This window comes from Desulfobacula toluolica Tol2, from assembly GCF_000307105.1.
In the GTDB taxonomy this organism is placed as follows: Bacteria; Desulfobacterota; Desulfobacteria; order Desulfobacterales; family Desulfobacteraceae; genus Desulfobacula; species Desulfobacula toluolica.
On sequence record NC_018645.1, the window covers coordinates 549,473 to 576,015 of the forward strand.

Sequence of the window (26,543 nt, forward strand, 5' to 3'; positions counted from 1 at the left end):
TTATTGACAAAACCAATAGAGGTTGGTATATTAATCCGCTAATGCGGGTATAACTCAGCTGGTAGAGTGCAAGCTTCCCAAGCTTGATGTCGCGAGTTCGAGTCTCGTTGCCCGCTCCATCTTTATTGAGATTTAGGATGGCAGATTTGTTCCATGTATTGGAGTTAATGCCTAAGATGAGATAAGATATAACCTGATCCCTCTGGGAATCTTTTGGGCGAAGGTTTTGTTAGTGTCGTACCAGGAACGGGCATTTGCCCGTTTTTGTATTTGAGGACGCGATAAAAGCAGATGTCCAAGGCTGTATATGGATGTCAGGCAGAAGAAAGTCAATAGCATGTTGATTGAAAAAATTAAAAAAGTAGCGCAGCCATTATGTCAGGCTGAAAATTTTGAGCTTGTTCATGTCGAAGTTGTTAAAAGTACTCGGGAAAATATTGTCCGTCTCTTTGTAGATAAGCCTGGCGGGATCACCTTGGATGATTGTGTTTATCTCAGCCGTCAGCTTGGGGATTTAATTGATGTTCAGATAGATGATATGCCCAGTTACAGGCTTGAAGTTTCTTCGCCAGGACCAAATCGGCCGTTGAATAACAAAGAAGATTTTCATCGTTTCAAGGGTGAGAGGGTAAAAATAGAAACAAGCGATTTGATTGAGAACCGAAGAAAATTTACCGGAATTCTTGAAGTAATTAATAATGATTCTGTTGTTATTGCTGTTGATGGGAGAAGCATTGAGATATCAGATCATTTGATCTGCAAAGCAAGACTTGCAGGTCAGTAATATGGAGAGCGCTTAATAATGTTTATCACAGATATTAAAAGGGTTATTGATCAGGTAAGCCGTGAAAAGGGTATTGAGCCGGAAGTGCTTATTAATACCCTGAAAGAGGCCATTATTTCTGCGGCCAGAAAGAAAATCGGACCCAGAGCTGATATTGAAGTTCACTATGATGATAAAACGGGTGATGTTGAGGTTTTCCATTTTAAAGAGGTTGTAGAAGAAGTTGAATATCATGACAGTGAATTGACTCTTGAGGACGGATATGAATATGATCCTGAGTGTGAAATCGGTGATAGCTTAGGCATCAAGATTGATACGGAAGAGTTCGGTCGAATTGCCGCTCAGTCAGCCAAGCAGGTTATTATTCAGAAAATGCGAGAGGCTGAAAGAAATGCTGTTTATGAAAACTTTTTTCATAAAAAGGGTAAAATCATCAATGGCATTGTGCAAAGGTTTGACAGAGGCAGTATTATCGTTAATCTCGGGCAGACAGAAGCTATTTTAAGGCCCAGAGATCAAATGCCAAAGGAAAATTATAAGCGTGGTGACAGAATTCGTGCCTATGTGATGGATGTGTTAGAAGAGTCAAAGGGTGCGCAGATTATTTTATCCAGAACACATCCGGAATTTTTAGTAGAATTATTTAAAACCGAAGTTCCCGAGGTTTCCGAAGGAATTGTAACCCTGCGTGCTGCAGCAAGGGTTCCAGGTCTCAGGGCCAAGGTTGCCGTATCCTCAATAGATTCGGATGTGGATCCTGTTGGAGCCTGTGTCGGAATGAAGGGCAACAGGGTTCAGAGTATTGTTCAGGAACTTCGGGGTGAAAAAATTGATATTGTTCAATGGAGTCCGGATATAGCCAGATTTGTCTGTAATGCGCTGTCACCTGCCGAGATTGCCAGGGTGATTATTGATGAAGATAACCGATCCATGGAAGTCATTGTCAGCGATGAATACCTTTCTATTGCCATAGGCAAAGGCGGCCAAAATGTTTCTCTTGCCTGTGAAATTACCGGCTGGCATTTGGAAGTTACCAGTGAAGAGGACTATAGTCGGGAGCTAAAAGAAGGTTACGACAGTTTGATGAAACTTACGGGAGTTGGGTTGTCTCAGGCGGAAACGCTTTTTAAAGGCGGATATTCTTCTCTTGTAGATATATTTGAAGCTGAGGTCGAAGATATTGTTTCAATACTTGATTTGGAGGAATCCAAAATTAAAGAAATGATTGAAGAGGCAAAAAATATTCTGGAAAAGGAATCAAAACAAGAAGATAAAGAATCAACAGCAGAAGAAGCAGAAGAAGCAGAAGAAGCAGAAGAAGCAGAAGAAGCAGAAGAAGCAGAAGAAGCAGAAGAAGCAGAAGAAGCAGAAGAAGCAGAAGAAGCAGAAGAAGCAGAAGAAGCAGAAGAAGCAGAAGAAGCAGAAGAAGCAGAAGAAGCAGAAGAAGCAGAAGAAGCAGAAGAAGCAGAAGAAGCAGAAGAAGCAGAAGATCAAGAAGATCAAGAAGAAAGAAGTGAAGATAGTTAAAATAACGGGTAGCAGGCGAAAAAGAATATAAAAAGAGAGTATTACTTGGGGGCAATATATGGCGAAGGTCAGGGTATATGAGTTAGCTAAAGATCTGAACATGACGAACAGAGCGCTTCTTAATAAAATGAAAGAATTGAAAATTGAAGTTAAAAGCCATATGAGTTCTCTGGAAGATAGTGCTATTAGCGCAATTAAAAGAAGCCTTTTGGGAAAAGATAAAAAAAATAACGATGTTCAGGTGAAACCGTCTGTTATTCGCAGGCGCAGGCAAAAAGTTGAAGATACTGTTGTGCAGGAAGAGGATGAAGAATTAAACCAGGCTGTTGATTCTGAAAAGAAATCATCCGTACAAGAAGAATTAACCACAGCTTCATCAGATGTCAAGCAACAAAGCATTGAAAAAGCCCCTGAAGAATTGGAACTTAAAAAAACGTTTGAAATACCAGACCCTGAACTCAAAAAAGCTAAATTAAAGCCAAAGATCAAGAAAAGTCAGCCTGCCAAGATTATTAAACCTGCTGTCATTAAACCTGCTGTCATTAAACCTGCTGTCATAGAAAAGCCCGAACCAAAAGTCGAAAAAATAATCCCTGAACCTGAACCGGCAGTCCCCCCTTTGGCAGAAGAAAAAGTATCCCGGATCGAAGTGCCTGTTGTTGAAAAAGATGAAAAACCTATAGAGGCTGAACCTGAAACACCGGTGAAAAAAGAAGTGGAAAAAACTGCTGTTAAGGAGGTTGAGCCGGTTGTTGTTGAGGATACGGAAAAAAAGATAAAAAAGAAGAAGAAAAAGAAAAAATCCACTCCTGCAAAGATTGTCAAAATTGCTGATCCTGCGGTACTTGAAAATTTAAGAAGATCTGCATCTGGTGAAGATAAAAAGCGGACTGACATGAAAAGTGATGTCAGGAAAGAGACTGTAAATAAAAAACCGTTTAAAAATAAAGAGCGTGTCTCATCACCTTCCAAAGCAATTCCTGATAAGAATACACCAATATCTGGTATTCACGCTTCCGCTGAAATGGATGCAATAAAACCCAAAAGAGAGAAAAGAAAAGAGGCTTTTGGAGAAGATAAACCTGCCGGGAAAAGAAAACAGCGCAAGAAAAAATCCGTTATTGAAGGAGATGCCTTATATCATACCGGCCGTGGCAGAAAGAAACGCGGTAAAAAAGAGGCAAAAGGCAAAAAAGGAAAATTTCAGAAAACTCAGATTACCACGCCTAAAGCCATTAAAAGACGCATTAAAATTGATGAGGCCATTGAGCTTGCCGAACTTGCAAAACGTATGGGTATCAAGGCAAATGAAATGATTGCCAAATTGATGACTTTAGGAGTTATGGCAACTGTGAACCAGACCATTGATTTTGAGACTGCAACACTGGTCGCAACGGAATTTGACTTTGATGTGGAAAAAGCATCTTTTGAGGAAGAGGCCCTTCTCAATCATGAGATCGACGGTGACGATGAAGATAAAAAGATCGGGAGAGCGCCGGTTGTTACAATCATGGGGCATGTAGACCATGGAAAAACTTCTCTTTTGGATGTGATTCGGAAATCTAAAATTACCAGTGGTGAAGCAGGTGGAATTACCCAGCATATTGGTGCCTATAATGTTGAAACTCCCAATGGCGGACGGGTTACTTTTCTTGATACACCGGGTCATGCTGCGTTTACTGCAATGCGGTCAAGAGGTGCCCAGGTTACGGATATTGTTATCCTTGTCGTGGCTGCCGATGACGGAGTGATGCCTCAGACAATAGAAGCTATCAACCATTCAAAAGCAGCAGGTGTGCCGGTTGTGGTTGCGGTCAACAAAATGGATAAAGCCGGAGCTGATCCTGATAGAATTATGAGAGAACTCTCAGAGCTTGATCTGCTCGCAGAGGAATGGGGAGGCAGTGTTATTTTTGTTAAAGTGTCTGCAAAAACCGGAGAAGGCATAGATGATTTGCTTGAAATGGTTCTGCTGCAGTCCGAGGTTCTGGAACTCAAGGCCAATCCGGACAGAAAAGCCATGGGGTATGTGGTGGAATCACGGCTGGATACCGGACGCGGTGCTGTCGCTACTGTACTTGTAAAACAAGGAACCTTAAGTGATGGTGATCCCATTGTATGCGGACTTTATTCCGGCCGGATCAGGGCAATGATTGATGATTCTGGAAGCAGGATAGATGCGGCAGGTCCGAGTACGCCTGTTGAGATCATTGGTTTAAGCGGTGTGCCTGATGCCGGGGATGAGTTTATTGCGGTTGCATCTGACAAGGATGCAAAACAGATTGCCGGCAACAGAATGCAGAAACAAAGAGCAAAAGAGCTGGCCAAAAAAAGCCGGGCCAATCTTGAAAAAATGTTTGAAAATCTGGGTTCTGCCGAAGTCAAGGAGCTCAAGCTTATTGTTAAAGCTGATGTTCAGGGGTCTATTGAAGCCTTGAATGATTCGTTAAAAGATCTGGCCAAGGAAGAAGTGGAAATTAAAATTGTTCATTCCGGTGCCGGAACCATTAATGAATCGGATGTTGCTCTTGCAGCCGTATCAGATGCCATTATTGTCGGATTTAATGTCCGGCCGTCACCCCAGATTCGAAAGCTTGCCAAGGATGAACATGTGGATATGCGGTTTTATGATATTATTTATAATGTCATAAATGATATTAAAGCTGCATTGGACGGGATGATGCCGTCCACATTCCATGAAATTATTATTGGGCGGGCAGATGTCCGTGAAACTTTCGTAGTGCCGAAGATGGGAACCATTGCAGGATGTCATATTTCAGAAGGTAAAGTTATCCGCGGCAAGAAAGTAAGGCTTTTAAGGGATGGCATTATCAAGTGCGATACTCAGTTGTCATCTCTCAGGCGTTTTAAGGATGATGTCAAAGAAGTGGAACAGGGATATGAGTGTGGTATTGGTCTCGAAAAATACAACGACATCAAGGTGGGTGATGCAATTGAGTGTTATGAAGTTGAAGAAAGAAAGTACAAGGCTGATTGATTAAAAAATGAAACCCTATTCAAGAGCTGAAAGAATCAGCGGTGAGATTCAATATGCCATTACTGAACTTTTAAGCAAAAAAATGCAGGACCCGAGGATTGAGATGGTCACTATCAGTGGTGTTAATCTGTCTTCTGATCTTCGGGTGGCAGATATATATATTGCCGTGTTTGGTGATAAAAAGCGGATCAAGGATGCCCTGAACGGGTTTAAAAAATCCAAAGGGTTTATCAAGAAGAGCATTGCTCCGAAATTAGGATTGAAATACATGCCGGAGTTAAGATTTTTTCATGATGATACCTTTGATAAGGCTGCCAAAATGGATGAACTTATTAAATCTGCTTCAACCGGACCATCAGACGAACAAGACTCATAAAAAAATCCAATGAAAAGTGGTATTCTATCGATAAATAAGCCTGAAGGCATATCTTCAGCCCGTGTGGTGGCGCGTGTTAAAAAGGCCTTGGGAGCAAAAAAGGTAGGGCATACAGGGACTCTGGATCCTTTTGCCACAGGCTTGCTGCTGTGCGGGATTAATCAGGGAACCCGGATATCCAGATTCTTTCTTGACGGCCACAAGAGATACAGTGCCGGGATTTGTCTGGGTGTGGAAACCGACACCTATGATTTGACAGGTAAGACTGTTCATACAGCACCGCAGAATGTTATGGAGAAACTCAGAATCCGGTATGTTGAGGATGTTGTAACATCATTTATTGGAATTCAGGATCAGTTGCCGCCTGCCTTTTCTGCCTTGAAACACGAAGGTCAGCCATTGTATAAACTGGCACGCCAGGGAAAAAAAATTCAAAAACCCCCTCGCAGAATTGAAATTTTTGATATTCATATAAATAATATCAAGCTGCCCTATATTGATATTGAGGTTTTTTGTTCATCCGGAACATATATCAGGAGTATTGCATTTGATATCGGCAGAAGGCTTGGATGTGGTGCCCATCTGTCAAGGCTTTGCAGGACACAGTCCAGCGCATTTAAACTGGAAGATGCGATTGATCTGGATACTCTTGAAAGCATAGATAAAATAACTGCCGAACAAAGAATTGTTTCCCTGTCAGATTGTCTTGAATTTTTGCCTGAAGTGGTGGTGGAAAAGTCAATTGCTCAAAAGGTTCGATTTGGACAAAAGCTTTTGAAAAAGGATATTGGGATTACACTGGAAAACCATGATCAATTGATCAGGGTAACAGATGATAAGAACGATCTTCTGGCAATTATTCAATTGAGTGAAAACCAGCAAACATATAATTATTCTTGCGTTTTTTCAAGTTAACTGATACTCATACAAGGTTATATGTGGTTGTAATGGTATGCTGATCTGTTTTTGAAACTCTTTTTTCTGAATGGAATATTGGATCAAAGATTATAAAAAAATCAGATGATTAAAGTGTGCCGTATTTTAGTTTTATTTATTCCAGATAAAGGAGTTTTAAAGTGGTTTTATTAGCAGAAAACAAAGAAGAAATGATCGAACAATTCAAACTCCACGAGTCGGATACAGGCTCCCCAGAGGTGCAGGTTGCCATTTTAACCCACCGTATCAGCTATCTTACAGAGCATCTTAAAATTCACAAAAAAGATCATCATTCCCGACGGGGTCTGCTGATCCTTGTTGGAAGACGCAGAAGTCTTCTGGATTATGTTAAGAAAAAGGATGTGAATCGATACCGTTCTTTGATTGAAAGACTCGGACTGAGAAGATAACAATGATAAACAGCCGGTTTTTGACACGTTGTGGATCAAAAACCGGCTGTTTCATTTTAATCGGGCGGCAATTGTCAAGGAATTTTTTAAATAAGTTCGCATATTTGCCATTAAGTGACTATTTAATGACAAATATGCGGGTTTATTTTTTTAAAAGATTTCTTTGTGGTTTCCGCCTTTTTTTATTACAGGAGAAGTTATGGAAACAAAATTTACAACAACCATTAATGGAAAAGAATTTTCAATTAGTGGGGGAAAAATTGCCAAACAGGCATCAGGATCAGTTATTGTACAATATGGAGAAACCATTGTATTGGTTACGGCTGTTTCATCAAAAGATCCTAAACCGGACATTAGTTTTTTACCCTTGACTGTTGAATATCAGGAAAAAATATACTCGGCAGGAAGAATTCCAGGCAATTACTTCAGGCGGGAAATCGGCAGGCCTTCTGAAAAAGAAACCTTGACAGCAAGATTGATTGACAGACCTATTCGTCCTCTTTTTGAGGATGACTACAATTATGAGACACAGGTTATTGCTACTGTTCTTTCCATGGACAAAATTCATGAACCCGACACACTTGCCATTGCAGGAGCGTCTGCTGCTTTACAAATTTCCGATATTCCCTTTGCAGGACCTATTGCCGGTATTAAAGTCGGTAGGATAAATGGTCAGTTTGTTGCAAACCCGACGATTGAAGAGATGGAAGAAAGTGATATAGAACTGGTTGTGGCCGGTTCCAAAACAGGTGTGGTAATGGTGGAAGGCGGGGCAGATATCGTTTCTGAAAAAGATATGCTGGATGCTATATTTTTTGGTCATGAAGCAATGCAGCCTATCATAGATCTGCAAGATCAGATAAAACAAGCTTTTGGAAAAGAAAAACGGGTATTTGTGCCTCCTGCCAGGGACGAAGAATTGATTGCTGAGGTGATAGAATATTCAAAAGATAAAATTTATACACAAGTTCAAATCAAAACAAAAATAGAGCGCCAGAACGCACTCAGTGATTTGAAAAATCAGGTGGTTGAACATTTTTCTCAAACCTATCCCGAACAGACCAAAGATGTAAAATATGCGTTTTCTAAATGTGTTAAGAAAGTCAGTCGTGATATTGTTTTAAAAGAGGATAAAAGGATTGACGGCAGGGCCTTTGATGAGATCAGACAAATCACATGTGAAGTTGGAAGTCTTCCCAGGCCCCATGGGTCAGCTCTTTTTACACGGGGTGAAACTCAGGTCTTGGGTATTTTGACCCTGGGTTCCGGCATGGATGAGCAGCGGGTTGAAACTTTAATGGGAAATGAAACCAGAGCCTTTATGCTTCATTATAATTTTCCTGCCTTTTCAGTGGGTGAAGTAAGACGTGCAGGTGGTCCAAGCCGAAGGGATATTGGTCATGGAAATCTTGCGACCCGTGCCCTTCAAAGAGTTCTTCCTTCTCCTGAAGAGTTTGAATATACCATCCGTCTTGTGGGAGAGGTCATGGAATCCAATGGAAGTTCGTCCATGGGAACCGTATGTTCAGGAACCCTGGCATTGATGGATGGTGGTGTTCCCATAAAAGCACCGGTTTCCGGGATTGCCATGGGGCTTGTAAAAGATGACAATAAAACAGCAGTGCTTTCAGATATTCTGGGAGATGAAGATCATTTTGGTGATATGGATTTCAAGGTTGCTGGAACTGCTGAAGGAATTACAGCTCTCCAGATGGACATAAAGATTAAGGAACTGTCCAAAGAGATCATGGAAAAAGCCCTTAACCAGGCCAATGGAGGCAGAATTCATATCCTGAATAAAATGCTTGAAACTCTTAAGGATGCAAGAGAAGATGTTTCTCCTCATGCTCCCAAAATTGTCAGCATCCAGATTAAATCCGATAAAATAAGAGACATTATCGGTCCTGGAGGAAAAGTGATCAGGGCCCTTCAGGTTGAAACCAATACCATCATTGAAGTGAATGATTCAGGTATCGTCAAAATTGCTGCGGAAAATGAAGAAGACGCTGCCCTGGCTTTGAAAATGGTGTCCGATATTGCCCTTGATCCTGAGATTGGTGAGATCTATGAGGGAACAGTTGTTAAAATTACTGACTTTGGTGCCTTTGTCAATATCAAACAGGGTACTGACGGGCTGGTCCATATTTCAGAACTGGCAAATTACAGGGTGAAAAAGGTAACAGACGTGGTTAAAGAGGGCGATGTGATCCCTGTAAAGGTTCTGGATGTTACCAGGGATGGAAAAATAAAACTGAGTTACAAAGCAACAAAAACTGATGAAAAATAATTCATTTAGTGTCTGTCCCCTTGCCAGCGGCAGCAAGGGGAACAGCCTTTTTGTTTCCTGTAATAACAGTTCCATTCTTATTGATGCGGGGCTTTCGGGGATTGAAATCCAACGGCGGCTGACTGCCGTAGATATAGCACCTGAAAATCTTACAGCCATTATTATTACCCATGAACATTCCGATCATATAAAAGGTGCAGGGATATTGAGTCGCCGATTTGATATTCCTGTTTATATCACAAAAAACACATATCATGCAGCCAAGGGTATTGGAAAAATTGCTGATCTGTGTTTTTTTGAATGTGGTATTCCTTTTGAAATTGATCAAATTATGGTCAGTCCGTTTTCAATTTCCCATGATGCCGAAGATCCGGCAGGGCTGACCATGGAATACAATGGTCATAAAATTGGAATAGCAACTGATCTGGGTATTGCCACAACTCTTGTAAAACAGCATTTAAAAGACAGCAATATTTTATATCTTGAATCAAACCATGATCCTGATATGCTGATCAACGGTCCCTACCCATGGCATCTCAAGCAGAGAATCAGAGGCAGAACGGGTCATTTATCCAATATGGATGCCAAACAACTGGTGTCGGAATTAAAGACAGATGCCTTAAAACATGTTATTCTTGCACATTTGAGTGAGGAAAATAATTGTCCCCGAAAAGCGGTTCAAGAAGTTTCAAAAAGCCTGAATGCTTCCGATATTGTTTTGCATGTTGCAGGGCCTGATAAACCTGGCAAGGTTATCCAGCTTTAAAACTGTCAGAGTTTTTTTCATACATTATATTCCTATGGTTTTATATTTTTTCTTTTTGCAAAAGGTGGTAATATTCACCCTTTAATGCAGCAAGTTCCTGGTGAGATCCGCTCTCCTGTATGCTTCCATCCCTTAACAAAAGGATGTTATCACATTGTTTAACTGTGGACAGCCTGTGGGCAATGATGATGGACAGCCTTCCTTTCATTAGTTTTTTCATGGCATCATGAACTTTTTGCTCTGATTGTGAGTCCATATAGGAAGTTGCTTCATCAAAAATTATCAAGTCCGGATTAAAGGCAAATGCCCTTGCAATGCAGACCAGCTGTTTTTCTCCGCTCGATAGTGGCCTGCCCCCTTCTTCTATTCTGGTGTCAAGTCCTGAAAATTTTGTAAATAAAAATTTACAATTTGCGTTATACAAGGCTTTTTCAAGCCTGGAATTGTTCATATCACCCTGAAAAGGTTTTATGTTGTCCCTGATACTGCCGGAAAATAGGACAGGATCCTGCATGACAAGTGCGGTTCTGCTTCTGATGTCTTCGATATTGACTGACTGGTAATTGATATGGTTGATGAGAATATTGCCATTATCAGGTTGGTAAAATCCTGTGATCAAGTTGATGATGGAACTTTTGCCTGACCCTGTCTGTCCGACAATACCGATGGATTTGCCCCGGCTAAGGTCAAAAGAGATGTCTTTAAGGACTATTTTGTCTTGTTTGTATGAAAAATTGACTTGATCAAATGTGATACTGGAAATTTTATCAAGAAAAATTCTTTTTTTGTTTATCCGTTGTTTTGCCTGATCATTGTTAAGTATTGTGATAATCCGTTCTGCCGATGCCAGGGCATTTTGAAGAAGATTGAATTTTTCAGACAGCTCCCTTAATGGTCTGAAAAAAAGTTTCATATAAGTTAAAAAGGCCACAAGTCCACCCAGGGTAAGGGAATCTTTCATGACTTCAAAGCTCCCTGTCCAGATGATAATGGCCACACTCAATACCCCTAAAAAACTGACAAACGGCATAAATATGGAAAATATTTTTATTTGGAAAAGAGCGGCAGTGAAATGTTCAAAATTCAGCAGCTCAAATCGTTGCATAAACTTTTTCCGGCTGGATGTTGTCTGGATAATTTTGATGCCTGTTAAAGCCTCTGAAAAACTGTGGTTTATCTCAGCTATTTTTTGACGTATGCCTCGAAAAGCTGTTCTCAAAATATTTGAGAACATACTGATACTGATTATAATTACCGGAATCAGTGCAGACAGATAAAGTGCAAGCTTAGTGTTAATGGTAAAAAGTATCACCAGAATGGCTGCCATGAGCATCAGATCTTTGAAAATAAAAATGAGAATACTTGTAAACATTTCGTTCATGTTTTCAATATCCCCGGCTACACGGGAGACAAGCCTTCCACTTGAGTTTTTATCATAAAAGCGGACCGGCAGAAAAGTCATGTGGGAAAAAAGTGCGCACCTGAGGTTTAATATGATTTTTTGACCTGTATATTCCATGAAGATGGTCTGAATAAAATCAATGATAAATGAGGTTAGAATAAATACACAAAAAAGTATGCAAAAGGTCTGGAAAGATTCAATTGTCACCCCGAAAATATGGATGCCTTTTTCAGGATCTACGGGAACGATGAACCCGTCAAATGCTTTTTGAGTAAAAATCGGCATGAGCAGGTCAAAAAAAGTGACCAGAAAAACCAGCAGTGTCGACAGCATCAGCATCCATAAATACGGTTTGAGAAAAGGCAATAATGCTTTTATCAGTTTGAGGTCAGCAAGCTTGATTTGCTTTTCTTCCCCCTGTTTTTCTCCTTTATGGGGTTCAGGCACCATATTCCTCCTCAAACTGCTGGACCAGGTAAGATTGTTTATAAAACCGGTCTGTTTCAATGAGCTCTTTGTGGGTTCCAAAATGATCAATCCTACCGTTTTTTAGAGTAAAAATTTTGTCGCATGAGGCCAGTGCGGAGATCCTATGGGAAATAATAATTAAAGTTGAATTTAGATTCATCCGGTTTAAATTGGCAATGACGCTTGCGGCAGTATGAGTGTCCATCTGGCTTATGGGATCATCTAAAATGATAACGGGTTTTTTCAACATCAAGGTCCTTGCAAGGGTAATCCTCTGCTTTTGCCCGCCTGACAGAGTGATGCCTCTTTCGCCTACAATGGTATCCAGTCCATGTGTCATTTTTTCAATTGTGGTTTTCAGGCTGCAGGCTCTGATGATTTCGTCAATTTTTTTTTGATCCACATGCTTGCCCATGAGAATATTTTCTCTTATTGTACCGGAAAAAAGAAAAGATTCCTGGGGCATCACTGCAATATGCTGCCTTAAAAAATCAAGATCCAGGGTGTTCAGATCTATATCATCTAAGCGAATATTACCTTTTGTGGCATTGTAAAGTCGCGGAATCAATTGTACCAGGCTTGTTTTTCCTGAACCCGGCGGACCTGTTATGCCGATTGAAGTTCCCGGATGAATCTGAAAGCTTATATTTAAAAGTACAAAGTTTGTTTTTTCATAGGCAAAACTGACATTTTCAAACACGATATTTCCTTTTATGTTGGAAATAAGGTGCGGATTCTCAGGAGATATCACCTCTGGCTGTGAGTCTAAAAGGGCATTGATTCTTTTCAAGGATGCCATTCCCCGCTGAAAGAGATTGGTCATCCATCCAATGGCAATGACAGGCCATGCCAAAATTCCAAGATATTGAATAAACGCAACAAGTTCACCCGGTGTGAGTGCTTGTTCCATTACCAGGAAACCGCCGTAAAATATAATCACAAGGGTTGACAGATTAAAAAACAGTCCGAATAAAGGTCTTAACAGTGCAGTAACAAATGCCCGCTTGAGATTTTTTTTAAAATAATCTGTTGAAGCCCCCCTTACCTTATTGCCTACGACAGGTTCAAAATTAAATACTTTTATGATGCGAATGCCAAAAAAACTTTCTCTTACAAGTTCGGTCAGCTGGGAAAAAGATTCCTGAGCTGTTTTATGGAAAAGATGCATTTTTTTGCCCAGGATTCTTGTCACAATAATCAAAAAAGGCATTGGAATCATTGCCAGTAGTGTCAGTTTTGTATGGGTGGCAAGCATGATGGCAAAGGTGGCACCGCCAAGAAGAATCGTGTCTACAAGCACGATCAGACCAAAACCGAATGCCATCCTGATATGATTGATATCGCTTGTGGCATGGGCCATGATATCTCCGGTCTTGATTTTGTCTAAATAGGCCATGTCCAGATTCAGGATATGCCTGAAAAGATAATCCCTGATATCTTTTTCAAGACTTCTTGCACTTCCCATGAGAATATTTCGCCAGACATACCTTAATCCTGCCATGACAAGACCGAGCAAAAGAATAAACGCACATTGAACAAACAAGGCATGGGTGTCAAAAGATGTTGAATTTAAAGTGTCAATGGTATTTTTAACAATTTGGGGAATGATCAACTGGGTGATATCCACAATAATCATGCAGAAAAGCCCCAATATTATTTTATAAAAATTTTTTTTAAAATATGGATAAATTAGTTTCAATATATTTGTTTTATACCTGTATGAAAAAATAAAAATTGATTCTAATGAAAAAAAAGATTGGTTGTCAACCAAATGCTAAAGCTTTAATCATTAAATGATAAAATTTCATATACATTGTGATTGCCTAATAATAATATCTGGCAATGCCAATAATAATGCTGTATGTATATCCTGATATTTTAGTTTGACAGTTATCATGCCTATTCTATTTGGTTTTTGGGAGAAGACTTTTTATGATAGAAAACAGGACATCTGATAAATTCATCAAAAAAAAAGCATTGTCCTCATCCCTGAGGATTATCATCCCTTTATATGCAACCTATGTTCTGTTTGTCCTGAGTGTTTTTCTGGTTTTTATACCCAATGAGAAAAAACATATGATGAATCTGAAAAAGGAAATAATCCGTGAACTTACGGTAACCGCCTGGAGTTTGCTGTCAGAATATGATCAAAGGGTAAGGCAAGGAGAATTGAGCATTGAAACTGCTGAACAGTCTGCAATAAGGCAAATTCGAAATTTGCGCTATGGCCCTGAAGGCAAAGATTATTTCTGGATAGTCGATATGCAGCACCGGGTGATTATGCATCCTTATATGCCAGAACTCGAAGGTAAGGATCAGGTAAATTCAACCGATTCCAACGGAAAATATATTTTTGCAGAATTTGTCAACACTGTTAAAATGAAAGGTTCCGGTTATGTGGAATATGTTTGGCAATGGAAAGATGATTCTAAAAAGGTTGGTCCGAAAGTTTCATATGTAAGCGGATTTCTTCCATGGAGCTGGATTATCGGGACTGGTATATATCTTGAAGATGTCCGTATGGAGATCGACACGACCATCCAGGGGTTTGTCAAAATTTTTACGGGGGTTCTTGCCATTATTATTTTGTTGTCATTTTATATCACATGGCAGGCATTTAAGGTCGATAAAAAAAAAATCCTTGCAGAAAAAGCAAAACATTTTGAGGAATTGAGGCTTAAAAAATTATTGGAATTAAGCCAGATGTCGAATGCTTCACTCAGAGAACTGACTGGGTTTGCATTGGAGCAAGCAATTAAGTTGACCCAGAGTGATATAGGATACCTGGCTTTTTTAAATGATGACGAGACTCAACTGACCATGCACACCTGGTCAGAAGAAACCATGAAACAATGTGAAATTATTGATAAAAAATTGGTATATCAGGTAGATGAAATAGGAATGTGGGGCGAGGCTGCAAGACGCAGAAAAACCGTTATTATCAATGATTATGATAATTTGAAGTCTCCGGCAAAAAAAGGATATCCTCATGGGCATGTAAAAATTTCCCGTATGATGAGTATTCCAATATGTGACAATGAAAAGATTGTGGCATTGGCAGGTGTGGGTAATAAACATGAGAATTATAATGAGTCTGATGTTCGTCAATTGCAGTTGATGATGGACGGTATGTGGAGAATTATTCAAAAAAAGCAGTCTGAAGACGATTTGCGAAAAAGTGAAGAAAGATACCGGCTGTTGGCTGATAATGCAACCGATGGTATTTGTATAATGCAGCTTTCCAATTTATTTTTGTCTTATGCCAGTCCTTCCATGGAAAGGATTCTGGGATATACATGCGAGGAAATTCTTGAACTGGATATCGAATATTTCATGACTCAAACATCCTTTGAAAAAGTATCTGCAGCCATAGCCGAAGAATTGGAAAAAGAGGAAAAAGAAGGGATTGATACCAACCGGTACAAGATCATTGAGCTGGAGCAGATAAGAAAAAACGGATCAAAAGTCTGGACAGAGGTGACGGCAAGTTTTTTAAGGGATAAAAACGGAAAACCGGACAGGGTATTGGGAGTTACCCGTGATATTTCCAAACGCAAGAACCTGGAGCATAAATTCCAGCAGGCTCAGAAAATGGAAGCCATCGGGACTTTGGCCGGTGGAATTGCCCATGATTTTAATAATATTCTGTCTTCTGTTATGGGTTTTACGGAATTGGTAAAATTGGGTTGCATTAAGGATGAGGAGACAAAAAAGAACCTGGATCAGGTTCTTGCAGCCGGTATGAGGGCCAGGGATCTGGTCAGGCATATATTGACATTCAGCCGCAGGGCGGATGTTCAAAAAGATTTGATACAGATAACGCCCTTGATCAAGGAATGCCTGAAGTTTTTAAGAGCTTCGGTGCCTGTGAACATAGAGATCAGACATCATTTTGACGTAACAGACGGAATTGTGATGGCAGATCCTACACAGATTCACCAGGTTCTCATGAATTTTTTTACAAATGCGGCCTATGCAATGAAAGAAAAGGGCGGCGTATTGGAAGTTCGGCTCAAATCAATTGAAATTTTGAACCATGAAATTCTCCAGGCAAAAGAATTAAAACCGGGCCGTTATCTTCAATTGGCGATTTCCGACACGGGATGTGGTATTCCAAAAGAGTTGATTGAAAGGATTTTTGAACCCTTTTTTACAACCAAAGGACGAATTGAAGGAACTGGAATGGGCTTGTCAACAGCTTATGGTATCATCAAGGACATGGGGGGTGCCATTTCGACCTACAGTGAAATTGGTATGGGAACAACCTTCCAGTTGATAATTCCGGAACATCCTGGAGAATCCGTAACAAGTACTGAGTCCGCTGATTTTTTCCTCATGAAAGGCAGTGGCAGAATCCTTTTGGTCGACGATGAAGAGTCGATTGTTGACTGGACCCGGCAGGTGCTTTTAAAACTCGGTTATGAAGTAATCGGTATGAGCAACAGCCTGGAAACCCTTGAAAAATTCAAACAAAGCCCCAATGATTATGATCTTGTATTAACGGATATGGCAATGCCCCGTATGACAGGTCTTGAACTATCAAAACAGATGATATCAATAAGGCCTGATATTCCTATTATTCTGTGTACGGGATTCAGCGAAGGGTTGACATCGGAAACGATTAAAGATAACGGTATTTTGGATATGATTATGAAACCCATGATCGCCAGCGAACTTGCCCGGGCGGTCAGCAAGGCTTTGAAGATAGAAGCTTGAACAGTGAAGCCCATGATTAATGTATTGATAATTGATGATGATCCCAAGATTTGTTTGCTTTTCAGTAAGCTGCTTAAGCAGATGGGGCATGAAGCTTATGTTGCCAGTACCATGAAAGAAGGTCTTGTTCTTTGTAATAATGAGTGTTTTGACCTTGTTCTTCTGGATCTGGAACTTCCCGACGGGAACGGATTGCAGATACTGCCTGAGCTGATGAAGACCGATTCCGAACCTGAGGTTATTATTATCACGGGAACAGGGGATGCCAGGGGGGCTCAAATGGCCTTTAAAAGCGGTGCATGGGATTATGTGCAAAAACCTTTTCTTTTGGACGAGGTTTCGCTTCCCATAACCCGGGCTCTTCAGTACCGCAGGGAAAAACAGACTGAAAAAACACCGGTTTCCCTGGTTCGGTCGCATATTATAGGAGAGTCCGATGTTATTCATAAATGCCTGGAAGATGTTGCGATGGCAGCGGGTAGCGATGCCAGCGTTCTGATTACCGGTGAGACAGGAACCGGCAAGGAGTTGTTTGCCAGGGCCATCCATGAAAACAGTAAAAGAGCATCAAAGCCTTTTATTGCGGTGGATTGCGGGGCTTTGCCTGAAACATTGGTGGAAAGTACCCTGTTCGGTCATGAAAAAGGTTCATTCACGGGCGCACAAACACGACAGGATGGTCTTATTGTACAGGCCCATGGCGGGACTCTTATGCTGGATGAAGTGGGGGATCTGCCGTTAAAGGTTCAAAAATCTTTTTTGCGGACTCTTCAGGAGAGGCGTGTGCGCCTGATAGGCGGTAAATCTGAAAAACATGTGGATTTCAGGCTGGTTGCAGCAACCAATCTGGATCTTGATAAGATGGTTAAAGAAAAAATTTTCCGGGCAGATCTGTTATATAGAATTCGTGCCATGGAAATCAAACTGCCTTCTCTGCGGGAACGGGAGAATGATATCGAAGAAATTACCATTAAAAAAACATATGAACTTGCCCGGCGATATGACATTGAAACAAAAGCCATATCCCCGGAATTTTTTAAAACCCTTGCCGCACAAAACTGGCCTGGAAATGTGCGTGAATTGATAAATGTTTTAGAATATGCGCTGGCTTCCGCAGGACAGGATCCCACATTGTTCCCCAAACATCTTCCTCCGGAGTACCGGACAGCCGGGTTGGAGTTTGATGCGGTTCCGGCAAAAAAATCAATTCAACTGCCTGTTGGTGATCTGGGTGCCGGGGATGATCTTCCCACGCTGAAGGATTATCGAACCAGTATTGAAAAAGAGTATTTAAAGCAGTTGTTGAAACGGGTTAATGGAGACAGGGAAAAGGCAAATAAAATTTCCGGAATTTCTCAGTCCCGTTTATATGGCCTTCTAAAAAAGCATAACCTGTCAGGCTTTGGTTCTTCTTGATTATACTGGTTTTGTAATCATTTCATAATCCAATAATATTTTTTTATATTAAAGTCCTGGTAATTCCAATCGTGACTTTCATTTTTTTTTGCGGGCAAATCCGGTCGAAAAACCAGGTCTGCCCGCAGCGGGCATTTCATATTCCTGAAAATAGGAATGATATTGTTCCTGTTTTTAGGAATATGTCGTTATGTTTTATCTCCATTTTTATCTTTAAAATTATAACATTCTGTTATTAAAGCTAAAAAATCATATATAAAATTATGGTACATTTTCTGCAGATAATAATTATCATCATCATTAAACATGAAAGGCCTTATTATTAATAAAAAAGGAATAGGGTAGGTGGATGAGGAATGAAAACAGTCTTGTATGCAAACAAACTGGAGAATATTGGAGGAATGCTCGAAGATATTATCCACGAACAAGTTCCTGGAATAAAAGTTGAAGTCTGTAATTCAATTGACGGTTTATCGCAAAAATTTCGGCAGTTGTTGAATAACGTATCAGTTGTTATTCTTCTGGTTGCCTTCAGAGATGAACTGGTTCAATTGAATTACATGAGTCCGCTTTTTGAAAATACCCGGGTCGTTCTGATTTTGCCTGATAGAAGGAAGGATACGCTTGCATTGGGGTTTAGATTGAAAACAAGTTTTGTCAGTTATATTGACAGCGATTTGCAAGATGTTGCCTCTGTTTTGAGACAAATATTGAAAAAAGCAAAGGAGAAAATGCAAAATGGCTGAATCACAAGAAACAATGAACCAGTCGTTAAGGGCCATGGATGAACGGGAAGGGAAATACCTGAGCTTATCCGGTTACATTCATGTAGGCTGTGTGGTGGATGCAGTGTCAGATGTTTTAAATATAAGTTCCCTGGATATTGAAGATATCCCTGATTTCAGTGTTGGTCTTGATTCCTCTTCTATCCTGGGGAAGGCCAAAATAGAAGGAGGTGTTAAAATTTTACCGGATATAGACCATGTGTTGAGTATAAACAAATTATCATCTTCAAGTCAGACGGCGTATTAAAATTAAGGATAACATTGAATTTAAATTCAAATTTTAAAAGGAGAACAATAAAAATGAAAAAAAGGTCCCTTAAATTCAAACTTATTTTTGGCGGCGTTTTGTCTGTTATCCTTCCATTGGCATTGGTAGGATACATTTCAATCAACAAATCATCAAGCGCATTGGTTTCAATTGCAAAAGGGCAGGCCGCACAAATAGCATTAGATTTGGCTGCCATGACGGATGTGGCTGTTGAGCAGGAAATCAAGCTGGTAAAGACATTGGCTCTTGAGCCGCTTGTTGTGGATGCAGCAGGCAAGGTTTTGGAAGTAGGAATAGACTCTGCCGGGACAGAATTGAAGGCACTGGATAGTTTTTTTTTAAAGGTTTATGAACAGATCGGCACCAGTTATGATCTGATGTTTGTTGCAGATGCCGGCGGCAATGTCATAGCGGACAGCATGGGAGGTGCTATGAGGACAAAACATATATCCGTTGCAGACAGGGATTATTTTACTGCAATTAAAAACGGAAAAAATATCAGCATCGGCACACCTGTTCGATCCAAGGCCAGTGGTAAACCCGTTTTTGTGGTCGTTGTTCCTGTGAAAACAAATTTTGGGCAAATGGTCGGTGTTTTCGGGGTCGTGGCCAAGCTTGACACTTTGTCTGACAAGATTACCAGGATCAAGGTCGGCAAGACCGGTTATCCGTTTATGCTGGACAAGATCGGCCTTACGATTGCTCATCCCAACAAAGAGTATATACTTGAACTGAATCTTGCAAAACTCAATGGCATGGAAGCCATTACAAGCCATATGCTGGACCAAAAAAAAGGTGTGGAGCATTATAACTTTAAGGGCGTTGATAAAATTGCCGGTTTTGCACCTGTGCAGACTACGGGCTGGAGTATTGGTGTGACACAGGATCAAGCGGAATTTATGGCCCCGGTTCATGGTATTCGAAATATTGTTTTTATTGCCGGAGTAATTTTTCTGATCATTACCATTTTGGGTTTGCTATGGTTTGCCCGGAGCATTACCTTGCCCATCAACAGAATTATTGCAGGTCTTGGCGATGGATCAAGCCAGGTTGCAGCCGCATCAAACCAGGTATCATCCTCCAGCCAGTCTCTGGCGGAAGGTGCTTCACAACAGGCGGCTTCCATTGAGGAAACATCTGCATCAATGGAAGAGATGGCTTCCATGACTATGAAAAATGCCGAGAATGCAAAACATGCGGATACTTTGATGAGAGAAGCTAACCAAGTGGTGAGCGATGCCAATGAGTCAATGGGATTGCTCACCCACTCCATGGAAGATATTTCCAACGCCAGCGAAGAGACTTCAAAAATTATTAAGACCATTGATGAAATCGCATTCCAGACCAATCTTCTGGCTTTGAATGCCGCAGTAGAGGCAGCCCGTGCAGGCGAAGCCGGCGCAGGGTTTGCCGTGGTTGCCGATGAGGTGCGAAATCTTGCCATGAGGGCTGCTGATGCTGCCAAGAATACAGCTGAATTGATTGAAGGAACCGTAAAAAAAGTGAGTGAGGGGTCTAAACTTGTTTCAAAGACCAATGATTCATTTGGCAAGGTTTCTGTAAGTACGGAAAAGGTAGGAGAGCTTGTTGCGGAAATTGCCGAGGCATCTGATGAACAGTCCAATGGGATTGACCAGGTTAATACGGCAATTTCGGAAATGGATAAGGTTGTGCAACAGAATGCAGCCACTGCCGAGGAATCCGCTTCAGCATCCGAGGAGATGAATGCCCAGGCAGAACAGCTCAAGGCATATGTCTCAGATCTTGTTCAGGTGGTTACCGGCAGCAAAGGAAAGGACTCAGGGATACATGTGAAAAAAAATGTGCAACACCTTGCTTCAAATCATCAACTCAGACCTGTAAAAGAAAGAAAACAACTGCAGTCAAGAGCCAATGAAATCAAACCGGATCAGGTAATTCCTTTTGATGAGAATGATGATAATTTCGAAAATTTTTAATCAGCTGCAAGTCTTCTGTCAACGAGCTGTATTATTATCTGCCCGTTGATAGAAGACTTAACTATAAGTATCATCAAATGAATTTTTATGACTCCTTCCTTAATGTGCCTACTTGTCTGTATTGTGTCGCATGTTATACTTGATTTCATATAATATGAAAATCAACTGAATTTCAGGGTCTTGCGTACAATTTTTCTGGTAAAACAATAGGTATCAATAATAAAATGCCAGAAGTGTTTAAATTATTCAATCTTGTGCTTTTAAAATATTGAATCTATATTATTTTGTGAAATTGGTTTAATATTATTGTTATTCTCTCTTTGATGGAGTTGAATGGGGCTTCCAGTTGACTTTCATATAACTGCCACGGGCAGCCTTGTTCTTTCACTCAGATTTGTTCACAACAAAATATGAAAGTCTTTATTTGAATTTTTGAAGACTTTCATATAAAAAAAATGGAGAATTTAAAATGAAAATATTGAAAATAGATCATATAGGAATTGCGGTTTCAAGCATTGATGAAAAAAAAAATTTCTGGACAGATGCCCTGGGGTTAAAGTTGGAGAAAACAGAAACAGTTGTAGAACAAAATCTTATCACCGCATTTTTGTCTGTTGGTGAAAGTGAGCTTGAACTTTTAGAATCCACTTCCGATGAGGGGCCTGTGGCCAAATATATTGAAAAAAAAGGAGAGGGAATACAGCATGTGGCGTTCCAGGTTGAAAATTTAGAACAAGCTCTTGCAGAACTCAAAGCAAAAGGAATTCAATTGATAGATCAAACCCCCAGAAAAGGGGCAGGCGGATCAAAAATTGCATTTTTACATCCCAAAGCCACATCAGGTGTTCTGGTGGAATTGTGCGAAAAATAGTGTTTGATATCGAATTTAATTAAAGCCGGAGGAGAATTATGTCTCAATTGTCTGATTTTAATAGATGGGAAGAACTTGCTGCAAAAGAGTTGCGGGGGAAAAACCTTGAATCTTTGACAAAGAAAACGCCGGAAGGAATTGCAATTAAGCCCTTATATACTGCCAAAGATCTTGAAACAGTGGAATACATGGATAATCTGCCCGGATTTGAGCCTTTTGTGCGGGGCCCCAAGGCCACCATGTATGCCGGTCGTCCATGGACAATTCGTCAGTATGCAGGTTTTTCAACAGCCAGAGAATCCAATGCTTTTTATCGCAAAAATCTGGAAGCGGGACAAAAAGGTTTGTCTGTGGCTTTTGATCTGGCAACCCACAGGGGATATGATTCCGATCATCCAAGGGTGGCAGGTGATGTTGGAAAGGCTGGGGTTGCAATTGATTCCGTGGAAGATATGAAATTGTTGTTTGACAATATTCCCCTGGATCAGATGTCTGTGTCCATGACCATGAACGGTGCGGTGCTGCCGATCCTTGCAGGTTATATTGTTGCGGCAGAAGAGCAGGGTGTTCGCCAGGATCAGCTCATGGGAACCATTCAAAATGATATTTTAAAAGAATATTTGACCCGGAATACTTATATTTATCCGCCAGGTCCGTCCATGAGGATTATTTCCGATATTATTGCATTTTGTTCGGATAACATGCCCAAATTCAACACCATCAGTATCAGCGGATACCATATCATGGAAGCTGGTGCGGATTCTGTTCTCCAGACTGCATTCACCCTGGCCGACGGTTTGGAGTATGTCAAGGCAGCCCTTGCAACGGGTATGGATATTGATCAATTCGCTCCAAGGCTTTCGTTTTTTTTCGGGATCGGCATGAATTTTTTCATGGATATCGCTATGCTCAGGGCTGCAAGATTTTTGTGGGCAGAACTCATGTCACAGTTTAACCCTAAAAATCCAAAATCAAAAATGCTCCGGACCCATTGCCAGACCTCTGGCTGGAGCCTGACCCTGCAGGACCCATATAACAATATTGTCAGGACAACCCTTGAATGCCTGTCAGCCGTTCTGGGCGGTACTCAGAGCCTTCACACAAATTCTTTTGACGAGGCTGTGGGCCTGCCCACGGAATTGTCCGCCAGAATTTCAAGAAACACCCAGATTCTGGTTCAAGAAGAATCCCATATCTGTGATGTGGTTGATCCTCTGGGCGGATCATATTATGTTGAAACCCTGACCCAGAATATTATTGACAAGGTTCGTAAAATTCTGGCGGAAATCGAAGAGTTAGGAGGTATGGCCAGGGCCATTGAATCGGGTATGCCGAAAATGAGAATCGAAGAAGTGGCTGCCCGTCGCCAGGCAAGGATTGACCAGGGCAAGGATGTGATTGTGGGGGTGAATAAATATAAGGTTGAAGATGAAACCCCCATCTCGGTACGTGAAGTATCCGAGGATGTTCGGGATGAACAGGTGGCACGCCTTGTGCGGATTAAAAAAGAGCGGGATACCAAGGTGGTTCAAAAGGCTTTGGATGATATCACAACAGCTTGTGAATCAGGTGATAACCTTTTGGCAGCCTGTCTGCCTGCGGTAAGGGCCAGGGCAACAGTTGGAGAGATTTGTGATGCCATGGAAAAAGTATTCAAAAGATTTGTGGCTACCACCCAGTGTATTTCAGGGGTGTATGCTGCAGAGAGTTCAGGTTCCGAGATGATCAAGTCGTTAAGAAAGAGGACGGCGGACTTTAAACATAAGACCGGTCGAAGGCCCAGGATATTGTTGTCCAAGATGGGACAAGACGGCCATGACAGGGGCGTTAAAGTCATTGCCACAGCATATGCGGACTTTGGTTTTGATGTGGATTTGGGACCCATGTTCCAGACCCCGGAAGAAGCCGCCAGAATGGCGGTGGAAAATGATGTTCATCTGGTTGGGGTGTCAAGCCTTGCGGCAGGGCATAAAACCCTTGTGCCCCAGGTTATTGAAGCATTGAAAAAACAGGGGGCTTCTGATATTCAAGTGGTGGTTGGCGGTATCATACCGCCGGGGGATTATGACTTTTTGAAAACCGCGGGAGCGGCTGAGATTTTTGGCCCGGGAACAGTTGTGACGGATGCGGCAAACAGGACTCTCAAGATTATAGGTGCGTGAAAAATTATGATTCAAACCAGCCCTGACCAGTTTGTTAAAGGGATTTTAGACGGCAACCGCCGCATGATCGCCAAGACCATAACATTGATGGAAAGCAGTCTTGCTGAGCATCAGAAAACAGCTTCCATGGTAATGGAACAGATTCTGCCCCATACGGGAAACAGTATCCGCGTAGGAATTACAGGTGTGCCGGGTGTAGGTAAGAGTACCTTTATTGAAAATCTGGGTATTTTTTTAGCTGATAAAGGCCATAAAGTGGCTGTCCTGGCTGTCGATCCCTCAAGCCGGCGAAGCGGCGGGTCCATTCTGGGAGATAAAACACGGATGGAAAAGCTGTCTGTCCATGAAAATGCCTTTATCCGGCCCTCCCCGGCAGGCGGGCTTTTAGGCGGGGTTGCCGCTAAAACCCGTGAAATTATGGTTGTGTGTGAGGCAGCCGGGTTTGATGTCATACTGGTGGAAACCGTGGGGGTGGGACAGTCTGAAACCAGTGTGGCCTCCATGGTGGATTTTTTTCTGGTTCTTATGATTGCAGGGGCGGGAGATGAACTCCAGGGTATTAAAAAGGGGGTTCTGGAACTGGCTGACGGGATTGTCATTAATAAGGCGGATGGAGATAACCTTAAAGCTGTGGAAAAAGCCAAAAGAGAACTTAAAACAGCCATGCATTTTATCCGTCCTGAATCGCCTGCCTGGCCTATACCTGTATTGACCTGCTCCTCAATTGTTCAAGACGGTACAAGCAAAATATGGGATACAATCCTGGATCATCACAAGATATTTAAGGCATCCGGTGAATTTTTGCAGAGGCGAAAAAAACAATCCCTGGAATGGATGTGGACCCTTGTGGAAGAGGGCCTGAAACATCGCTTTCAAAATAATGAGAAAATTAATGAAAAAATACCGTTTGTTTCACAGCAGGTGGAGAATGAGAAAATGTCGCCTTCAGCAGGCGCTGAGAAACTTTTGTCCTATTTGTAAAAAAAAAATGATTAGATGCAGAGTCTTGAATTCAGCCAATTTGATCCTCAAATTCTTTTAATATAGAGATATCCACCACAACTAAACGGCACAGAAGAACCAATATATCTTCAAAAGAAGATTCTAATATAAAATATTATTCATTTGTATGAACACCCGGTATCTTTATTTTCACCTATAAGCGTTTCAAAACGGTTTTTATTGAACCCGCAGGTGATGGTGTCTTCCATGGCCCAGGCGGTCACCGGATATCTGATTTCTTCGCAAATCATATTCTCACCAATCATATCACCGGCTTTTCTGAAATCAAGAATTACTTCCGTGCCGTTTTCCAGAACCTTGCTTAATTTTATCCGCCCTGCCTTGATTAAAAACATTTCCTGGGCTGAGTCTCCTTGAAGAAAAATGGCTTGGCCGGAATGAAAAACGCCCCTGGAGCCTATGGCCCTGCATTGTGCGTTTTCTTCATCCGTGAGATCTTCAAAAAGCCATAGTTCCCTGAAACAATTATCGGTCACTTGCATACCATTATGGATTACGTCATTACAATAACATTTCATTGAATGTTCCTTAATTCAGTTTTGAGAGGGGGATAAAAAAAGTCCAAATTATATAGGCCGGAAAGTAGGATAGGTTACAAATGAAATACCGGATAAGGTCTTGGCAGTTGCCTGGTTATGAAGAATCAATAAGATGGCTGCAGGCCGGACAATTTTTGTTCCTTGTTATGGTCATGGCATCAAAATGCATTTCCATCAGGTCAACAAAAAGAAGTCTGCCTTCAAGCAGTTTTCCTATATTCAGTATATATTTCAGGGCTTCGGAGGCCTGTGAAATTCCAATAAGACCGGGCATCACTCCTAATACTGCAGCAGCTTCTTTTGACATGGCCGGGGCCGCAGGATACAGGCAGTTGTAACAGGGGGTTTTTCCGGGAATTATGGTCATGACCTGACCTTCAAATTCCGATACTGCTCCGTATATCCATGGTTTTTTCTGATCTATGCACGCATGGTTGATGGCATATCTGGTGTCATAATTGTCAGTACAATCAAGTACAAGATCGTAGCGCTGTATTAATTTTTCAAGCTGTTTTGCTGATGTAAATTTTAATTTGTAGGGATTGATTGTTATGTCAGGATTGAATTTTTCAAGAGTTTGCCGTGCTGATTCCACCTTGGGTTCTCCAATAGTACCGGGATGATGAAGGATCTGGCGATTCAGGTTGCTTTTATCAACAACATCGTCGTCCATAATCCCCAACACTCCCACTCCGGCTGCGGCAAGATAAAAAGCCGCTGAAGATCCAAGTCCGCCTGCTCCGATCAGCAATATGCTTGAGTTTTTGAGTTTTTCCTGTCCTTTGGGGCCTATTTCGGACAGCATCACCTGTCGGTGATACCGGTCAAAATTTTTGTCTGTTTGCATGGGT

The 26,543-nt window shown here is 41.3% G+C and carries 20 protein-coding genes and 1 tRNA gene; 17 read left to right on the forward strand and 4 right to left on the reverse strand.

The genetic code is table 11. The annotated features are described in order from the left end of the window. The first annotated feature begins 43 nt into the window (after window positions 1-43). The 9 genes from TOL2_RS02535 (at window position 44) to TOL2_RS02575 (ending at window position 10,084) form a co-directional block, all read left to right on the forward strand. Window positions 44-119 (forward strand) — tRNA-Gly (locus tag TOL2_RS02535). A 218-nt stretch (window positions 120-337) separates the two neighbouring features. Then, window positions 338-784, forward strand: coding sequence for a ribosome maturation factor RimP (locus TOL2_RS02540; protein WP_232508038.1), 447 nt, complete (start codon window positions 338-340; stop codon window positions 782-784). An 18-nt stretch (window positions 785-802) separates the two neighbouring features. Then, on the forward strand, window positions 803-2,311 hold the full coding sequence (gene nusA, locus TOL2_RS02545) for a transcription termination factor NusA (protein WP_014955985.1): 1,509 nt from the start codon (window positions 803-805) through the stop codon (window positions 2,309-2,311). Window positions 2,312-2,369: 58 nt separating this feature from the next. Beyond that, complete coding sequence (gene infB / locus TOL2_RS02550; protein WP_014955986.1) at window positions 2,370-5,309, forward strand: translation initiation factor IF-2; 2,940 nt, start codon at window positions 2,370-2,372, stop codon at window positions 5,307-5,309. A 7-nt stretch (window positions 5,310-5,316) separates the two neighbouring features. Further along, the gene (gene rbfA, locus TOL2_RS02555; RefSeq protein WP_014955987.1) at window positions 5,317-5,685 is read left to right on the forward strand and encodes a 30S ribosome-binding factor RbfA; all 369 of its coding nucleotides are present in this window, start codon (window positions 5,317-5,319) and stop codon (window positions 5,683-5,685) included. A gap of 9 nt (window positions 5,686-5,694) precedes the next feature. Next, complete coding sequence (truB, locus tag TOL2_RS02560; RefSeq protein WP_014955988.1) at window positions 5,695-6,600, forward strand: tRNA pseudouridine(55) synthase TruB; 906 nt, start codon at window positions 5,695-5,697, stop codon at window positions 6,598-6,600. 161 nt (window positions 6,601-6,761) lie between these two features. Beyond that, complete coding sequence (gene rpsO, locus TOL2_RS02565) at window positions 6,762-7,031, forward strand: 30S ribosomal protein S15 (RefSeq protein WP_014955989.1); 270 nt, start codon at window positions 6,762-6,764, stop codon at window positions 7,029-7,031. Window positions 7,032-7,230: 199 nt separating this feature from the next. After that, window positions 7,231-9,318 carry a polyribonucleotide nucleotidyltransferase gene (pnp, locus tag TOL2_RS02570; protein WP_014955990.1) on the forward strand — a complete coding sequence of 696 codons (2,088 nt, stop codon included), beginning with the start codon at window positions 7,231-7,233 and terminating at the stop codon, window positions 9,316-9,318. Beyond that, window positions 9,308-10,084 carry an MBL fold metallo-hydrolase gene (locus TOL2_RS02575; protein WP_014955991.1) on the forward strand — a complete coding sequence of 259 codons (777 nt, stop codon included), beginning with the start codon at window positions 9,308-9,310 and terminating at the stop codon, window positions 10,082-10,084. Before pnp ends, TOL2_RS02575 begins: the two co-directional genes overlap by 11 nt. A gap of 40 nt (window positions 10,085-10,124) precedes the next feature. On the opposite strand, the gene TOL2_RS02580 is transcribed toward TOL2_RS02575, so the two are convergent. Together TOL2_RS02580 and TOL2_RS02585 are read right to left on the reverse strand one after the other, a co-directional pair. Next, window positions 10,125-11,936, reverse strand: a complete 1,812-nt coding sequence (locus TOL2_RS02580; RefSeq protein WP_051012250.1) for an ABC transporter ATP-binding protein — start codon at window positions 11,934-11,936, stop codon at window positions 10,125-10,127. Then, complete coding sequence (locus TOL2_RS02585) at window positions 11,926-13,653, reverse strand: ABC transporter ATP-binding protein (RefSeq protein ID WP_014955993.1); 1,728 nt, start codon at window positions 13,651-13,653, stop codon at window positions 11,926-11,928. The genes TOL2_RS02580 and TOL2_RS02585 overlap by 11 nt, the downstream gene beginning before the upstream one ends. Window positions 13,654-13,886: 233 nt before the next feature. Here TOL2_RS02585 and TOL2_RS02590 point away from each other — a divergent pair, with 233 nt between their 5' ends. The 8 genes from TOL2_RS02590 (at window position 13,887) to meaB (ending at window position 25,111) form a co-directional block, all read left to right on the forward strand. Then, window positions 13,887-16,670, forward strand: coding sequence for a cache domain-containing protein (locus tag TOL2_RS02590; protein WP_014955994.1), 2,784 nt, complete (start codon window positions 13,887-13,889; stop codon window positions 16,668-16,670). A 12-nt stretch (window positions 16,671-16,682) separates the two neighbouring features. After that, complete coding sequence (locus tag TOL2_RS02595) at window positions 16,683-18,086, forward strand: sigma-54-dependent transcriptional regulator (RefSeq protein ID WP_041279214.1); 1,404 nt, start codon at window positions 16,683-16,685, stop codon at window positions 18,084-18,086. Between the two features lie 356 nt (window positions 18,087-18,442). Beyond that, entirely contained in the window at window positions 18,443-18,832 is a 390-nt protein-coding gene (locus TOL2_RS02600; RefSeq protein ID WP_014955996.1) for a hypothetical protein, read from the forward strand. After that, the gene (locus tag TOL2_RS02605) at window positions 18,825-19,118 is read left to right on the forward strand and encodes a chemotaxis protein CheW (RefSeq protein ID WP_014955997.1); all 294 of its coding nucleotides are present in this window, start codon (window positions 18,825-18,827) and stop codon (window positions 19,116-19,118) included. The genes TOL2_RS02600 and TOL2_RS02605 overlap by 8 nt, the downstream gene beginning before the upstream one ends. Before the next feature lie 53 nt (window positions 19,119-19,171). Beyond that, on the forward strand, window positions 19,172-21,097 hold the full coding sequence (locus TOL2_RS02610) for a methyl-accepting chemotaxis protein (RefSeq protein ID WP_014955998.1): 1,926 nt from the start codon (window positions 19,172-19,174) through the stop codon (window positions 21,095-21,097). Between the two features lie 469 nt (window positions 21,098-21,566). Next, the gene (gene mce / locus TOL2_RS02615; RefSeq protein WP_014955999.1) at window positions 21,567-21,968 is read left to right on the forward strand and encodes a methylmalonyl-CoA epimerase; all 402 of its coding nucleotides are present in this window, start codon (window positions 21,567-21,569) and stop codon (window positions 21,966-21,968) included. A 38-nt stretch (window positions 21,969-22,006) separates the two neighbouring features. Beyond that, window positions 22,007-24,130, forward strand: coding sequence for a methylmalonyl-CoA mutase (scpA, locus tag TOL2_RS02620; protein WP_014956000.1), 2,124 nt, complete (start codon window positions 22,007-22,009; stop codon window positions 24,128-24,130). A 6-nt stretch (window positions 24,131-24,136) separates the two neighbouring features. Beyond that, window positions 24,137-25,111 carry a methylmalonyl Co-A mutase-associated GTPase MeaB gene (gene meaB / locus TOL2_RS02625; RefSeq protein WP_014956001.1) on the forward strand — a complete coding sequence of 325 codons (975 nt, stop codon included), beginning with the start codon at window positions 24,137-24,139 and terminating at the stop codon, window positions 25,109-25,111. Window positions 25,112-25,251: 140 nt separating this feature from the next. Here the strand turns inward: meaB and TOL2_RS02630 are convergent, their stop codons facing one another. Both TOL2_RS02630 and TOL2_RS02635 read right to left on the reverse strand, forming a co-directional pair. Then, window positions 25,252-25,671, reverse strand: a complete 420-nt coding sequence (locus TOL2_RS02630; protein ID WP_014956002.1) for a Crp/Fnr family transcriptional regulator — start codon at window positions 25,669-25,671, stop codon at window positions 25,252-25,254. Between the two features lie 115 nt (window positions 25,672-25,786). Then, window positions 25,787-26,539, reverse strand: a complete 753-nt coding sequence (locus TOL2_RS02635; RefSeq protein WP_014956003.1) for a HesA/MoeB/ThiF family protein — start codon at window positions 26,537-26,539, stop codon at window positions 25,787-25,789. Window positions 26,540-26,543: the final 4 nt, after the last annotated feature.

Excerpts from the sequence above, each read along its gene's own strand:
- TOL2_RS02610 (WP_014955998.1), top strand. The coding sequence starts at position 19,172 with ATGAAAAAAAGGTCCCTTAAATTCAAACTTATTTTTGGCGGCGTTTTG.
- TOL2_RS02540 (WP_232508038.1), top strand. The coding sequence starts at position 338 with ATGTTGATTGAAAAAATTAAAAAAGTAGCGCAGCCATTATGTCAGGCT.
- rbfA (WP_014955987.1), top strand. The coding sequence starts at position 5,317 with ATGAAACCCTATTCAAGAGCTGAAAGAATCAGCGGTGAGATTCAATAT.
- TOL2_RS02605 (WP_014955997.1), top strand. The coding sequence starts at position 18,825 with ATGGCTGAATCACAAGAAACAATGAACCAGTCGTTAAGGGCCATGGAT.
- TOL2_RS02600 (WP_014955996.1), top strand. The coding sequence starts at position 18,443 with ATGAAAACAGTCTTGTATGCAAACAAACTGGAGAATATTGGAGGAATG.
- infB (WP_014955986.1), top strand. The coding sequence starts at position 2,370 with ATGGCGAAGGTCAGGGTATATGAGTTAGCTAAAGATCTGAACATGACG.
- scpA (WP_014956000.1), top strand. The coding sequence starts at position 22,007 with ATGTCTCAATTGTCTGATTTTAATAGATGGGAAGAACTTGCTGCAAAA.
- TOL2_RS02580 (WP_051012250.1), bottom strand. The coding sequence starts at position 11,936 with ATGGTGCCTGAACCCCATAAAGGAGAAAAACAGGGGGAAGAAAAGCAA.
- TOL2_RS02590 (WP_014955994.1), top strand. The coding sequence starts at position 13,887 with ATGATAGAAAACAGGACATCTGATAAATTCATCAAAAAAAAAGCATTG.
- nusA (WP_014955985.1), top strand. The coding sequence starts at position 803 with ATGTTTATCACAGATATTAAAAGGGTTATTGATCAGGTAAGCCGTGAA.
- TOL2_RS02630 (WP_014956002.1), bottom strand. The coding sequence starts at position 25,671 with ATGAAATGTTATTGTAATGACGTAATCCATAATGGTATGCAAGTGACC.
- TOL2_RS02595 (WP_041279214.1), top strand. The coding sequence starts at position 16,683 with ATGATTAATGTATTGATAATTGATGATGATCCCAAGATTTGTTTGCTT.
- pnp (WP_014955990.1), top strand. The coding sequence starts at position 7,231 with ATGGAAACAAAATTTACAACAACCATTAATGGAAAAGAATTTTCAATT.
- TOL2_RS02575 (WP_014955991.1), top strand. The coding sequence starts at position 9,308 with ATGAAAAATAATTCATTTAGTGTCTGTCCCCTTGCCAGCGGCAGCAAG.
- TOL2_RS02635 (WP_014956003.1), bottom strand. The coding sequence starts at position 26,539 with ATGCAAACAGACAAAAATTTTGACCGGTATCACCGACAGGTGATGCTG.
- truB (WP_014955988.1), top strand. The coding sequence starts at position 5,695 with ATGAAAAGTGGTATTCTATCGATAAATAAGCCTGAAGGCATATCTTCA.
- mce (WP_014955999.1), top strand. The coding sequence starts at position 21,567 with ATGAAAATATTGAAAATAGATCATATAGGAATTGCGGTTTCAAGCATT.
- meaB (WP_014956001.1), top strand. The coding sequence starts at position 24,137 with ATGATTCAAACCAGCCCTGACCAGTTTGTTAAAGGGATTTTAGACGGC.